General features: G+C 68.0%; 16 protein-coding genes. 4 read left to right on the forward strand and 12 right to left on the reverse strand.

Annotated features, from left to right (window positions below):
• Positions 1-3: 3 nt before the first annotated feature.
• From SACGLDRAFT_RS16200 to SACGLDRAFT_RS16250, 11 genes are all read right to left on the reverse strand, one after another.
• Positions 4-939: a F0F1 ATP synthase subunit gamma gene (locus SACGLDRAFT_RS16200; protein WP_005465936.1), complete on the reverse strand. Its 936-nt coding sequence runs from the start codon at positions 937-939 to the stop codon at positions 4-6.
• 10 nt (positions 940-949) lie between these two features.
• Positions 950-2,596 carry a F0F1 ATP synthase subunit alpha gene (gene atpA, locus SACGLDRAFT_RS16205; protein ID WP_005465937.1) on the reverse strand — a complete coding sequence of 549 codons (1,647 nt, stop codon included), beginning with the start codon at positions 2,594-2,596 and terminating at the stop codon, positions 950-952.
• Positions 2,597-2,659: 63 nt separating this feature from the next.
• Positions 2,660-3,481: a F0F1 ATP synthase subunit delta gene (locus tag SACGLDRAFT_RS16210; RefSeq protein ID WP_005465938.1), complete on the reverse strand. Its 822-nt coding sequence runs from the start codon at positions 3,479-3,481 to the stop codon at positions 2,660-2,662.
• Between the two features lie 7 nt (positions 3,482-3,488).
• A complete protein-coding gene (locus SACGLDRAFT_RS16215) occupies positions 3,489-4,031 on the reverse strand; it encodes a F0F1 ATP synthase subunit B (RefSeq protein ID WP_005465939.1) in 543 nt (180 codons plus the stop codon).
• A gap of 46 nt (positions 4,032-4,077) precedes the next feature.
• Positions 4,078-4,317 carry a F0F1 ATP synthase subunit C gene (locus tag SACGLDRAFT_RS16220; protein WP_005458740.1) on the reverse strand — a complete coding sequence of 80 codons (240 nt, stop codon included), beginning with the start codon at positions 4,315-4,317 and terminating at the stop codon, positions 4,078-4,080.
• Between the two features lie 122 nt (positions 4,318-4,439).
• Positions 4,440-5,222, reverse strand: coding sequence for a F0F1 ATP synthase subunit A (gene atpB, locus SACGLDRAFT_RS16225; protein WP_005465940.1), 783 nt, complete (start codon positions 5,220-5,222; stop codon positions 4,440-4,442).
• A gap of 202 nt (positions 5,223-5,424) precedes the next feature.
• Positions 5,425-5,958, reverse strand: a complete 534-nt coding sequence (locus SACGLDRAFT_RS16230; protein WP_005465941.1) for a hypothetical protein — start codon at positions 5,956-5,958, stop codon at positions 5,425-5,427.
• 68 nt (positions 5,959-6,026) lie between these two features.
• Positions 6,027-7,190 (reverse strand): glycosyltransferase family 4 protein, encoded by a 1,164-nt coding sequence (locus SACGLDRAFT_RS16235; RefSeq protein ID WP_005465942.1) that lies wholly within the window; start codon positions 7,188-7,190, stop codon positions 6,027-6,029.
• Between the two features lie 70 nt (positions 7,191-7,260).
• Positions 7,261-7,911, reverse strand: coding sequence for an L-threonylcarbamoyladenylate synthase (locus SACGLDRAFT_RS16240; protein ID WP_005465943.1), 651 nt, complete (start codon positions 7,909-7,911; stop codon positions 7,261-7,263).
• A gap of 49 nt (positions 7,912-7,960) precedes the next feature.
• Positions 7,961-8,824 carry a peptide chain release factor N(5)-glutamine methyltransferase gene (prmC, locus tag SACGLDRAFT_RS16245; RefSeq protein ID WP_005465944.1) on the reverse strand — a complete coding sequence of 288 codons (864 nt, stop codon included), beginning with the start codon at positions 8,822-8,824 and terminating at the stop codon, positions 7,961-7,963.
• A 36-nt stretch (positions 8,825-8,860) separates the two neighbouring features.
• On the reverse strand, positions 8,861-9,211 hold the full coding sequence (locus tag SACGLDRAFT_RS16250) for a MerR family transcriptional regulator (RefSeq protein ID WP_005465945.1): 351 nt from the start codon (positions 9,209-9,211) through the stop codon (positions 8,861-8,863).
• 52 nt (positions 9,212-9,263) lie between these two features.
• On the opposite strand from SACGLDRAFT_RS16250, the gene SACGLDRAFT_RS16255 reads away from it, so the two are divergent.
• Both SACGLDRAFT_RS16255 and SACGLDRAFT_RS16260 read left to right on the forward strand, forming a co-directional pair.
• Positions 9,264-10,034: an alpha/beta fold hydrolase gene (locus SACGLDRAFT_RS16255; protein ID WP_005465946.1), complete on the forward strand. Its 771-nt coding sequence runs from the start codon at positions 9,264-9,266 to the stop codon at positions 10,032-10,034.
• Complete coding sequence (locus SACGLDRAFT_RS16260) at positions 10,034-10,732, forward strand: TIGR03619 family F420-dependent LLM class oxidoreductase (protein WP_005465947.1); 699 nt, start codon at positions 10,034-10,036, stop codon at positions 10,730-10,732. Before SACGLDRAFT_RS16255 ends, SACGLDRAFT_RS16260 begins: the two co-directional genes overlap by 1 nt.
• A 112-nt stretch (positions 10,733-10,844) precedes the next feature.
• On the opposite strand, the gene SACGLDRAFT_RS16265 is transcribed toward SACGLDRAFT_RS16260, so the two are convergent.
• Complete coding sequence (locus tag SACGLDRAFT_RS16265) at positions 10,845-11,486, reverse strand: NAD-dependent epimerase/dehydratase family protein (RefSeq protein ID WP_005465948.1); 642 nt, start codon at positions 11,484-11,486, stop codon at positions 10,845-10,847.
• A 155-nt stretch (positions 11,487-11,641) separates the two neighbouring features.
• Here SACGLDRAFT_RS16265 and SACGLDRAFT_RS16270 point away from each other — a divergent pair, with 155 nt between their 5' ends.
• Both SACGLDRAFT_RS16270 and SACGLDRAFT_RS16275 read left to right on the forward strand, forming a co-directional pair.
• Positions 11,642-12,751, forward strand: coding sequence for a DegT/DnrJ/EryC1/StrS family aminotransferase (locus tag SACGLDRAFT_RS16270; protein WP_005465949.1), 1,110 nt, complete (start codon positions 11,642-11,644; stop codon positions 12,749-12,751).
• Positions 12,752-12,794: 43 nt separating this feature from the next.
• Positions 12,795-13,445: a class I SAM-dependent DNA methyltransferase gene (locus SACGLDRAFT_RS16275; protein ID WP_005465951.1), complete on the forward strand. Its 651-nt coding sequence runs from the start codon at positions 12,795-12,797 to the stop codon at positions 13,443-13,445.
• The last annotated feature ends 3 nt before the right edge of the window (positions 13,446-13,448 follow it).

Here is a 13,448-nt window from a genome sequence, read left to right on the forward strand (position 1 = left end):
GGCTTACACATCACTTCCTGTGGCGGCGAGCGCGTCCGCCCCACCGACGATTTCGCTGATCTCCTGGGTGATCTGGGCCTGGCGGGCCTGGTTCGCCAGTCGGGTGTACGTCTCGACCAGCTCCTGGGCGTTGTCCGACGCCGACTTCATGGCGTTGCGCTGAGCCGCCAGTTCGGATGCCGCCGACTCCAGCAACGCCGCGTAGATCCGCGTGTTGATGTACTTCGGCAGCAACGCCCCCAACAACTGCTCGGCACTCGGCTCGAACTCGTACGCCGGAGGAATGGTCGCAGGGGCCTCCTCGGTGTACTCGACCTCGAGCGGAGCGATGCGGCGCGCGACCGGAGTCTGCGTGAGCATCGAACGGAACTCCGTGTAGACGATGTGCAGCTCGTCCACACCCAGCACGCCGTCCGCACCCGGGTCGGTGCCCGAGTCGTCCGCCCCCGCGAGGAACGCCTTCACCAGCGTCTCGCCCACCTCGGCGGCGTTCTCGTAACGCGGTTGCTGCGAGAACCCGGTCCAGCTGCCCGCGACCTCACGGTTGCGGAACCGGTAGTAGTTCACGCCCTTACTGCCGATCACGTAGAGCTGCGGGCTCTTGCCCTGCTCACGAAGCAGCGCGAGCAGCTCCTCCGTCGCACGCAGCGCGTTGGCGTTGTAACCGCCGACCAGACCTCGGTCACTGGTGACCACCAGCACCGCGGCCCGAGAGGGGTTCGGACGCTCGACCAGCAACGGGTGGTCGAGGCTCGTGCTGGCCCCGGCCAGGGCGGAGAGCACGTTGGTGATCTCCGTGGCGTAGGGGCGCGAAGCCTCGACCCGTGCCTGCGCCTTGCTGATGCGGGAGGTGGCGATGAGCTCCATCGCCTTCGTGATCTTCCCGATCGACTTGGTTGCCCGGACCTTCTGCCGGAGCTCACGAAGCTGAGCGGCCATCGTTCGCGCCCTACTTCTTCACAGCCGCGGGACGGTGCACCTTCACGGACTCCTGGCCGACCTTGTCGGCGTCCATGGGATCCACGGGCTCGTCACCGACCAACGACTTGCCCTCGGAGGTGGTGAAGCTCTTCTTGAACTCGGCGGTGATCGAAACGACCCGCTCGGCGAGTTCATCGCTCCACTTACCGGTCTCCCGGATCTCGGCGAGGATGTCGTCGTGCTTGTGCCGGATGTGCTCGAGCAGCTCGGCGTTGAACCGCGCGGTGTCCTCGATCGGCACGTCGTCGTAGTGGCCCTTCGTGCCGAGGAAGATGGTGAGCACCTGCTGCTCGACCGGCACCGGCGAGTACTGCGGCTGCTTGAGCAGCTCGTAGAGGCGAGCACCACGGTCGAGCTGGGCCTTCGACGCGGCGTCGAGGTCGGAGGCGAAGGCCGCGAACGCCTTCAGTTCCTCGTACTGCGACAGGTCGATACGCAGCGAACCGGAGACCGTCTTCATCGCCTTGATCTGCGCGTCACCACCGACTCGCGACACCGAGGTGGTCACGTCGACGGCGGGCCGCTGACCCGAGTTGAAGAGGTCCGACTGGAAGAAGCACTGCCCGTCGGTGATCGAGATGACGTTGGTGGGGATGTAGGCCGAGATGTCGTTGGCCTTCGTCTCGATGACCGGCAGACCGGTCAGCGAGCCACCACCCAGCTCGTCCGACAGCTTCGCGCAGCGCTCCAGCAGACGCGAGTGCAGGTAGAAGACGTCACCGGGGAACGCCTCGCGGCCCGGCGGACGACGCAGCAGCAGCGAGATCGCACGGTAGGCCTCGGCCTGCTTGGTGAGGTCGTCGAACACGATCAGCACGTGCTTGCCCTGGTACATCCAGTGCTGGCCCAGAGCGGAGCCCGAGTACGGCGCGAGCCACTTGAAGCCCGCCGAGTCGGACGCCGGGGCGGCGACGATGGTCGTGTACTCCATCGCGCCCGCGTCCTCCAGCGACTTGCGCACGGACGCGATCGTGGAGCCCTTCTGGCCGACGGCGACGTAGATGCAGCGGACCTGCTTCTTCGGGTCGCCGCTCTCCCAGTTGGCCTTCTGGTTGATGATCGTGTCGACGCAGACCGCGGTCTTGCCGGTCTTGCGGTCACCGATGATCAGCTGCCGCTGACCACGACCGATGGGCGTCATCGAGTCGATGGCCGTGATACCGGTCTGCAACGGCTCGCTCACCGGCTGCCGCTCCACCACCGAAGCGGCCTGCAGCTCCAGCGCGCGCCGCTCGGTGGCCTCGATCTCGCCGAGACCGTCGATCGGGTTGCCGAGCGGGTCGATGACACGGCCGAGGAAGTTGTCGCCGACCGGGACCGACAGGATCTGGCCGGTGCGCTTGACCTCCTGGCCTTCCTCGATCGCCTCGAAGTTACCGAGGATGACGACACCGATCTGGCGCGGGTCGAGGTTCTGCGCGACGCCGAGGATGCCGCCGGGGAACTCCAGCAGCTCGTTGGCCATCGTGCCCGGCAGGCCTTCGACGTGGGCAACACCGTCGCCGGTGTCGACGACGACGCCGACCTCTTCCCGGCTCACGTCCGGGGAATAACTCGAGACGTAGTTCTCGATCGCGTTGGCGATCTCATCCGAGGAGATCGTCAGCTCCGCCATGTCGTTCCCGCTCTCACTTCGTTCTTGCCAGTGTGCAAAGTATGTGTCATGTCGCCGACTCGCTCACCCGGCCAGTTGCCTGCGCAAGGCTTCCAGCCTGCCGGCGGCACTACCGTCGATCACCTCGTCGCCGACCCGAACCACCACGCCGGCGCCCAACGAGCGGTCGACGACCACGTGCAACGTCACCGGTCGCTCGTAGATCCTCTCAAGCTGGCCGGACAACCGTTCCCGTTGCTCGGCCGTCAGCTCGATCGCGCTGGTGACGTAGGCCACCGCCCGGCCGTTGCGACCGGCGGCCAGCTCCACTAGCTGGTCGACGCCGTGGGCGACGCTGCGACCGCGTGGGCGGAGCACGACCTGCTCGACCAACACCCTGGTGATCGGATCGACCTTGTCCGCGATGAGCTGGCGGATGAGGCCGCGTTTCGCCTCGGCGGGCGCCGTCCTGTCGGACAGCGCCCTCTCCAGCTCGGGCTTGCTTTCCAGGATACGAGCGAACTGGAACAATTCGTCCTCGACGTCGTCCAGTTTGCCCGCTTTTTCCGCACCGGCGAGCAGTGCGGAGAAACCGAGGTGTTCGAGGCCGTCCACCAGCTCACGCGGATTCGACCACCGTTCGCCCACCACGGCTTCCAGCACCGACAGCGCGGGGACCGAAAGCTTGTCCCGCAGCAGGGTCGCGACCAGCTGCTTGCGGGCCTCGGGGTCCGACGAACCGTCCGACACGGCCCGCCGCAACCCGATCTCCCTGGTGAGCAGATCCACCACGGAGAGCAGCTCTTCCCCGACTGCGGACGGGTCGGCGCCCGCGTCGCCGAGCACCTCGTCGAGACGGGTCCCGGCGAAGCTCAGAGCCTCGCGGCTCGCAGCATGCAGCGTCATCTAGGCCCTACTTCCTTGCTCCGGCCGCACCACTGACTTCGAGCTCGTTCAGGAACCGGTCGACGGTGCCACGGCGCCGCGCTTCGTCCTCGAGCGATTCGCCCACGATCCGCCCAGCGAGCAGGACGGCGTTGCGCCCGAGTTCCTCTCGAAGCTCGGCCACCAGCTGGGCCCGCTGGGCCTGCAACTGCGCCTCACCCTGCGCGACGATGCGCCGCGCCTCTTCCTCGGCCTGCGCCCGCAGCTCTTCCTTGATCTGTTCGGCCTCGGCCCGCGCGTCGTCGCGGATCTTGGCCGCCTCGGTCCGAGCCTCGGCGAGCTGGGCCTTGTACTGCGCCAACGCCTGTTCCGCCTCGGCCTGAGCCTTCTCGGCCTTCTCGATGCCACCCTCGATCTTGGCTGCCCGCTCCTCGTACAGCTTTTCGAAGCGCGGTTTGACGAACTTCGTCATGACGAACAGCAGGATGAGGAAAGCGACAAGACCGATGATGATCTCGGAAGCGTGCGGAAGTACGGGATCGTAATCTTCCTGGGCCTGCGCCAAAATCATCGCCGTCTCCACTTCGTCTGGTTACTCAAGCAGTCGGTGGAGGACGTCAGCCCGCGAGGAAGAAGAGCACGAACCCGAGCAGCGCGAGCACCTCAACCAGGGCGAACGTGGTGAAGCCGATGTTCATCAGCTTGCCCTGGGCCTCCGGCTGGCGGGCGGTGCCGCTGATGACCGACGAGAAGATCATGCCCACGCCGATACCACCACCGATGGCACCGAGGCCGTAGCCGATGACGGCGAGACCCGCGTTGATGTCGGTCTCGGCGGCCTGCTGGGCAAGAAGCATGGTGCTGCTCACGTAATTTCCCTTTCCAACTTCGTCCGTGTTCGGTTAACGGAGCCTTTGCCTTGGGGTCGAACGGACGTCACCTTCGCGTAGGCCGTCCGCCGGTCTTTTCTGGGTACGACTCAGTGCTCCTCGGCCAGAGCCGCCCCGATGTAGTTGGCCGACAACAACGCGAAGATGAACGCCTGGATCACCATGACGAGCGCCTCGATGAACGTGATCGCCAAGGCACCCGCGAACGAGAACGCGGAAACTGCCTTCACCAAGCCCTCACCATGCAACAACAGGTACTCGGCGGACATAGCAAACAGCATGATCAGCAGATGACCCGCGAACATGGCCGCGAAAACCCGGATCGCCAGGGTGATCGGGTTCATGAAGAACTTGGTGAAGAACTCAATCGGGCTGAGCAGGATGTACACGAACTTCGGGGCCCCCGGAGGCGCGAGCTGCAGCCTGAGGTACTTACGGAGACCGTGCTTCCTGATTCCCGCGTAGTGGTACACCGGATAGACCACCAGCACCGAAAGGGCGAGCGGGAACCCGATGTGCGACATCGTCGGGAACTGCAGGACCGGCACGAGACCGAAGAGGTTGTTCACCAGGATGAAGGTGAACAGGCTCAGCACCAGCGGCACGAAACGGAGGAAGTCGGCCGCGCCGATCTGCTCACGGGCGATGTTGTTACGCCCGAAGTCGTAGAGCGATTCGACGAGGAACTGCCCCTTGCCCGGAACGACGCTCATCTTCCTGGTGGTCAGCAGGAAGAAAGCCACGATGATGACGACCGAGAGCACGGCAAGCAGCATGGGTTTCGTGACCCAGCCGAAGATTGCCGGCAGATTGAAGGCTTCTGCCGTCGGCGGTGTGAATTCATCACCTGCGGCTAGTACCAGCGCGCCCAACTGGGCTCCTTCCGGTTCTCCCGGCCGGCGTTCACTCCGCCGGGGGAATCGTCACAAACCTGGACTTAACGTACCGGATACAGTTCCGGCACCGTGCAGGGCATCCCCAATGGGGATGAGACCTTGGTGCGGACGATACCAGGGGCGGAGCAGCCAATCCGTACGGGCGTACTCCAACCACCCCCGTTCGAGGACAGTTGGCCTACTCGTCCGTAACCCGCTCGGCCGAACGGGGGACGACGAGAGTAGGGGTTCGAGTCGTCCGGAACGCCACCACCTCGGCTGCCGCCCACGCCACGACGGTCACCAACATGCCGAACGCGAGCGCGGGCCTGCTGAACCCCTCGACATCCCGCAGCAGGAACATGACCAGCAACAACGCCGACATCTTGAGGGCGTAACCGCCCAGCGCGAGGGTCATCAGCGTGCTCGGCGGGCGGGTGGCCGCGATCCGCATCATCGTGATCGTCACGAGCGAGGAACCGAAACCGAGCGTCGCGCCGAACGCGGCTCCCACCAGCCCCGACTGCCCCGCCGAGAGCGTGGCCACCCCGATCGTGACGAGCACGAGCGGTGTCGCAAGGCGCAGCCCCCACCGCAGCATCGCGTCGGCGAGCGCGTACACCGACTTCGCGTGAGCGGCGCGGGCCTCCGCCTGCGCGGCCTCGTGGGCGGCGTCCTCCACCGAGTCGCGGGCGGCCGTCCCGGCCGCCACGTCACCGTCCACCATGTTCATTCGCCTCGCCTCTTCGGTCACCCGCTGCCTCACCACATCGGTCGCACCCGACGCGTCTCGCCGACAGCCTAGGCGGTGCTCTTCTCCTTCTGCCGTCTCAGCCGCGGCACGAACGTGATGAGCGCGGCGATCAACAGGCCGCCGCACGTGCCCCAGAACACCGCCACCGTGTCGAACATCGCCACCGCGACCGCTCCGAACGCGAGCAACGCCGCCCACAGGTAGATGAGGAGCACGGCGCGGCGCTGCGAGTGTCCGATCTCCAGCAGCCGGTGGTGCAGGTGCATCTTGTCGGCGGCGAACGGACTCTCCCCGCGCCGGGTGCGGCGCACCACGGCCAACACCAGGTCGAGCAGGGGAAGGAACAGCACGGCCGCCACCACGAACAACGGCGAGAGCAGAGCCACGACGTCGGTGGCGTCGAACGACGTGTAGACGATCCGACCCGACGCCGACGTGCTCGCCGCCGCCAGCATGAGCCCGATCATCATCGAACCCGAGTCGCCCATGAAGATCTTCGCGGGCTGGAAGTTGTGCGGGAGGAACCCGAGGCAGGCCCCGGCGAGCGTCGCCGCGATGAGCGCGGGCGGATAGGTGCTCACCTCACCGCCGGAGGAGTGCAGCAGCCACAGCGTGAACGTGCAGGTCGCCGCCGCCGCGATGAGCCCGAGACCACTCGCGAGCCCGTCGAGGCCGTCGACGAAGTTCATCGCGTTCACCATGACCACGACCAACAGCACGACCAGCAGACCGCCCTGGTTGCGGTCGAACATGAGCACGTTGCCGAGCGCGTCGGCGTCACCGCCCCACGGCACCCACAACGAGACCCACTGCACCCCGAACAACACGAGGATGCCCGCGCACATGACCTGACCGGCCAGTTTGGTCCAGGCATCGAGTTCGAAGCGGTCGTCGAGCGCGCCGATGAGCACGATGACGCCGCCACCGATGAGGACGGCGAGCGGGTCGTAGGAGTACTCGAACGCCCGTCTCAACACCGGCAACTGGTGGGCCAACGCCATACCGCCGACCACGCCGAGATACATGGCGAGTCCACCCATCCTCGGGATCGGGACGACGTGGACGTCGCGTTTGCGCGGAACGGCGACGGCCTTGACCTTGATGGCGAACCGACGCACGACGGCGGTGAGCAGATAGGTCACCGCGGCGGAGACGAGAGCGACGAGCAGGTACTCGCGGATGGGAAGACCGGTGGGGACAGCGGAGTTCACGACCGCGTCACCCTCCGAAAAGCACGGACGGGTGGTTCACAGTCAGCAACGCTACCGCTACCGTTCACAGTCACTCTTTCGGGCCGATCTCCATGCCCAGGGCCTCCGATACCGCCTCGGCACTCACAGCGCCCTCACGGAGCAAGGACGGGGTGGGGCCGGTGAGGTCGACGATGGTCGACGGCACCGGGTCGCCGCTCGGACCGCCGTCGAGGTAGACCGCGACGGACTCGCCGAGCTGCTCACGAGCCTGTTGCGCCGTGGACGCGGGAGGCTGCCCGGAGACGTTGGCGCTCGACACGGCCATGGGGCCGACCTCGCGCAGCAGTTCGAGCGCCACGGGATGCAAGGGCATCCGCAGCATCACGGTGCCCCTGGTGCTGCCGAGGTTCCACTGCAGGCTCGGCGCGTGCGGCACGACGATCGACAGATCACCGGGCCAGAACGCCTCGATGAGGGTCTTGGCGTGCCGGGACAGCCCGAGCACCAGGCCGTCGACCGTGGACCAGGAGCCGACGAGGACGCCCACCGGCATGTCCGGGCCCCGGTTCTTGGCCCGCAGCAGGGCCCGCACGGCCGTCGCGTCGAAGGCGTCGGCACCGATTCCGTAGACGGTGTCGGTCGGCATCACCACGAGCCTGCCGGAACGCACCGCCGAGGCGGCGGCCTTCAGCCCGTCGGCCCTCGTGTGCTGCTCACCGCAGTCGTACACCGCGCTCATGCGCGCCAAGCTTAGCGCTGCCCTTTCGCCGGTCCTCGGCCCACGGCGGTCACACTCGGCGAGCCGTGACGAAGCGTGGACGCCCCGCCAGATCGGTGTGATCGACCACGTCGGTGAGGACGCGCCGAGCCTCCAACAGGGCGGGCACCGCCTGCCCGTGGGTGTCGTCGTGCTCGATGGCGACACCGCCCCCCGGCCTCAGCAGGCGAGCCGCCATCGTGACGACGTGCCGGATCACGTCGAGCCCCCCTCCGGCCGCGAACACGGCCTGCGGCGGGTCGTAGTCCGCGACCTCCGGCGGGACGGGGGTGCCCTGCGGCACGTACGGCGGATTGCACAGCACGAGGTCCACGAGCCCGTCGAGCTCGGCGAACACGGTGTCGTCCGTCACGTCGCCCGAGTAGAGGCGGATCGGCGTGTCTCCGGCCTCCGCGCGCAGGTCGGCGTTGTGACGGGCCCAGGCGAGCGCATCGGGGTCGTTGTCCACCGCGTAGACGACCGCGTCCGGCCGAGCGTGCGCCACGGCGAGAGCCAGCACACCCGATCCGGTGCACAGGTCCACCACCACCGGGTGTGCCCGGTCCTTGAGCAGCTTCAGCCCCCACTCCAACAACAATTCGGTCTCGGGCCGCGGGACGAACACGCCGGGACCGACCCGGACCCCGATGCCCCCCATCACGGCCTCGCCGAGGAGGTACTGGAGCGGCACCCGTGTGGAACGTTCGGCGACGAGGCGATGGATGGCCTCCACGACCGGCGGGTCGACGAGAGGAACGAGTGGCAACCTCCCCCGCTCGACGCCCAGCACGTGGGCGGCGATGAGTTCGGCCTCGGTACGCGGTGACGCGACGCCGGCCTCCTCCAGGATTCGAGCGGCCTCCAACATCGCCAGTCGTAGGGGCAGTCTCTTCACGGCGTCAAGACTTGCACATCCCCCGGACAACCGCGCTCAACCCCGGACGTCACCCGCCAGATTCGCCAGCCTCGTCCGATTGTGTCGCAATTTCTCGATGTCCTCGTCGAGAGCGCGCAGCTGCCTGGCCAGCAGCTCGCGCAACTGCGGGCACATGTCGAGGTCGGGTTTCTCGCCCCGCGCGCACGGGAGCACCTCTCGGATGCGTTCCGTGGGCAGGCCCGCGTCGAGCAACGCCTTGATCTGCCGCACCCGCGTGACCGCGTCCTCGTCATAGACGCGATACCCGTTGGCTTCCCGCCGCGCGCGAAGCAACCCCTTGGACTCGTAGTACCGCAACAGCCGGGCGCTGGCTCCCGTGCGGGCGGACAACTCACCGATCAGCACACCGCTCTCCGGACTTGACCTTGTCACCGATGTCAACCCTTAACGTCGCATCATGATCGAGAATTTCGCGACGACCACCAAGGGCTCCGGACCCGCGCTGCTGCTGGCTCACGGCGCGGGCGGCGAGGTACGGGCCAACTTCGGTCCGCTGATCGACGAGCTGGCCCGCACCCACACGGTGATCGGCGTCGACTACCCCGGCAGCGGTGCGACGCCGCGCAGCCCCGAGCCCCTGAGTCTCGACGGTCTCGCCGACGCGCTCGTGGCCACGGCCGTGCGCGAGGGGGCGGAGCGGTTCACCGTGTTCGGGTACTCGCTGGGCACCGCGGTCGCCGTCCGGGCGGCCACCCGCCACCCCGAGCGGGTCACGGGCCTCGTCCTCACGGCCGGGTTCGCCCGGCTCGACAACCGCATGCGGCTCGCCGTCGACCTCTGGCGTCACCTGCTCGACGGTGACCGCCGGACCCTGGCGAGGTTCCTCACCTACGCGGCCACGGACCCGGTGCGGCTGGCCGAACTCACTCCCGAGGCTCTGGAGAGCGCGGTCGACGACCTCGCCGCGACGATCCCGCCCGGCAGCCCGGAGCACGTCGACCTGGTCGCCTCCGTGGACACGCGGGCCGAGCTGCCCCGCATCAGCGTGCCGACGCTCGTCGTGACCACCACTCGCGACCAGCTCGTCAGCGCCGACCTGGGACGCGAACTCGCCCGCGGCATCCCCGGCGCGCGGCTCGTGGAGATCGACTGCGGACACATCATCGGCGCCGAGGCCCCGGACGAGTGGTTGAAGGTCGTGACCGACTTCCTGCGGGAGCCGCGCTGATGGAGCTGGAGGTGATTCTGCCGGACGAGGACGCCGGGATGGCCCCCGGCATCCTCCCGGACCTCGCCGTCCACGCGGAAGCTCTCGGCTACCGAGGTGTCTGGCTGCCGGACCACCTACTGCCGCCCGAGCCCTTCGGCCCCGTCTACGGAGGCGTGTACGAGCCGCTGGTCACCCTCGCCTTCCTCGCGGCGCGGACACGACGGCTCCGGCTGGGCACCTCGGTGCTGGTGCTGCCCCTGCGTAACCCGTTCGCGGTGGCCAAACAGGCCGCGACCCTCCACGCGCTGTCCGGCGGCCGGGTGGCGTTGGGTGTCGGCGTGGGGTGGGACCGCACCGAGTTCGAGTCGGTGGGCGCGGAGTTCTCCACTCGGGGCGCACGCACCGACGAGGCCCTCGTGCTGATGCGGGAACTGTTCTCGGGCGCGACCCGCTTCGACGGGCGCTTCCACTCGTTCGAACGGGGCCACTTCACTCCCGTGCCCACGACGCCGTTACCGATCGTCGTGGGCGGGGTCTCCCCCGCCGCACTGCGCCGGGCGGCGTCCCTCGCCGACGAGTGGCAGGGGGTGGGCCTCACCCCGGAGGCGTTCGCCGACGCGGGCGCCGACACGGTGGCGGTCTCGGTGTCGCCCTACGAAGGGGCCGCGGAGAGACTGTCCGAACTTGCCGACGCGTGGAAGTCCCCGACACCGTGACCCCATCCCGGCCGCCCGAAGACCGAGCCCGGCTGCTTCGTACGAACCTCGGGCAGCCGGAGTTCCGGTCGGTGGTGACCTTCGTGGATTCGAGCGGCCGACGCCCGCGCCTTCAGTCCGACGCGGACGTCTCGTCGGTGATCGTGACGATCCCACTCGGGTGGTCCAGCACGGCGACCGTGCGGGCCGCGGCCGTGTCGATGTGGACGCGCGGACCGGTCGGCGGCGACTCGGGGTAGAAGGTGCCGGGACCGTGGAACTGGCCGTAACGCAGCACCACACCGCCGAAGTCGAGGACGGCCTCCTCCAGCGTCCGGACCGCCTCGCCGCCGTGCTCGGGCGGCAACTCCCAGGCGACGCTTTGCGCGAGGAACCTTTCGCAGCCGGCGGCTCGCGCCGCGGCAATGAGATTGCCAGTCCCCTCGACTCGGATACGCGCGTTGCCGGCCCGCCGTTCGGGTAGTTCCTCGGCGGAGTCGGGGAGGTCGGTGAGTTGGTGGAGTAGGAGATCCGGCCGGAAGTCCCGCACGGCGTCGGTCAGGGCCGGCGCGTCGTAGACGTCGCACACGACCGGTTCGGCGCCGAGCTTGCGAACCAGCGGAGCCTTCCCGGCGGTGCGAGTCATCCCCGCCACCGTGTGTCCCGCGCGCGTGAGCAGCGGCAACAAGCGAGAGCCGATCACTCCGGTCGCCCCGGCGACGAAGATGCGAAGCGACGAAACCTCGGACGAGGACGTGGTTCGTTCGTCGTGCATGAGGCCATTCTCTCTTCGGCCACTCGGCTGACAAGCGATTTGCCTTGCCGCCCGGAGGCGCAATCTCCACAGAGGACTCGGGAAATAGGGGTTACCCCTACGACCCCCTCCCTGCCTATGCTGGCGGCAAACCGCGCGAGTCGAGAAGGACGACGATGCCAACGCTGGTCTGGGACTATCTGCACGAATACCACGACGAGCGCGCCGACATCCTCGACGCGGTGGAGACGGTGTTCTCCTCGGGGCGGCTCGTCCTCGGCAAGAGCGTCTCGTCGTTCGAATCGGAGTTCGCCGACTACCACGGCGTCTCCCACTGCGTCGGCGTCGACAACGGCACCAACGCGATCCGGCTCGCGCTCCAGGCCATGGGCATCGGCAAGGGCGACGAAGTGATCACCGTGTCGAACACGGCGGCGCCCACGGTCGTGGCGATCGACGCCGTCGGTGCCACGCCGGTCTTCGTCGACGTCGACCCCGACACCTACCTGATGAACGTCGACCAGGTCGAAGCGGCGATCACCCCCAGGACGCGGTGCCTGCTTCCCGTCCACCTCTACGGGCAGTGCGTCGACATGGCGCCACTGCGCGCGTTGGCCGAGAAGCACGACCTGCTCGTTCTGGAGGACTGCGCGCAGGCCCACGGCGCCCGCCAGCACGGCGAGGTGGCCGGGTCCATGGGCACCGCAGCGGCGTTCTCCTTCTACCCCACGAAGGTGCTCGGCGCCTACGGTGACGGGGGCGCGACGATCACCGACGACCCCACCATCGACGCCAACCTCCGCCGCCACCGCTACTACGGGATGGAGGAGCGGTACTACGTCGTCGAAACACCGGGGCACAACTGCAGGCTCGACGAGGTGCAGGCCGAGATCCTGCGGCGCAAGCTACGGAGGCTCGACGACTACATCAAGGGCAGGCAGGCCGTCGCCGACCGCTACGTCGAGGCGCTGTCCGACACCGAACTCGTCCTGCCCACCACCGCCGAGGGCAACACGCACGTGTACTACGTGTACGTCGTGCGCCATCCCCGCCGGGACGCGATCCTCGAAGCGTTGAAGGCCTACGACATTCAGCTCAACATCAGCTATCCGTGGCCGGTGCACACGATGACGGGCTTTTCCCACCTCGGCTACTCCGAGGGCAGCCTGCCGGTCACCGAAGCACTGGCGAAGGAGATCTTCTCCCTCCCGATGTACCCGTCGTTGCCGCGCGAGACGCAAGACCGCGTGATCGACGCGCTTCGCTCGGTACTGGCCTCGCTCTAGGCTCGCGGGCACACGGCAAGGCCGAACCACTACTGTCCTCCCCGTGACCGAACCCTCCCTCCGCACGACGGCGGAGGCCTACGACGCCGTCGCCACCGTCTACGCCGAGTTCGCTCGCGACTCCCTGGACGCCCTTCCCCTGGACCGCGCCGTGCTCACCGCGTTCGCCGAATTCGCGCGGACCGACTCCGGCCCCGTCGCCGAACTGGGGTGCGGCCCCGGCCAGACCACCGCGTTCCTGCGAAAGCTGGGGCTCGACGTCTTCGGCGTCGACCTCTCCTCGGCGATGATCGAGCTCGCCCGCGAGGCCTACCCCGACATCCGGTTCGAGTGCGGTTCCATGGACGCCCTCGACCTCGCCGACGGCGCGCTCCGCGGCATCGTGTCGTGGTACTCGCTCATCCACACCCCGCCGCGGGACGTGCCGTCGTACTTCGCCGAGTTCCGTCGAGTGCTCGCGCCCGGCGGCCACCTCCTGCTGGCCTTCTTCGAGGCGGAGGGCGGGCCACTCACGACGTTCGACCACAAGGTGACGACGGCCTACCGATGGCCGATCGACGAACTCGCTGCCCTGGCGGGCGAGGCCGGGTTCACCGAGGTCGGCCGCCTGCTACGAGAACCGGGCGAAGGGGAGCGGTATCGCCGGGGCCACCTGCTGATGCGCGTGGCGGACGCGACCGAGGCGGATGAGTAGCGT

It is taken from the genome of Saccharomonospora glauca K62 (genome assembly GCF_000243395.2).
Classification (GTDB): Bacteria; Actinomycetota; Actinomycetes; order Mycobacteriales; family Pseudonocardiaceae; genus Saccharomonospora; species Saccharomonospora glauca.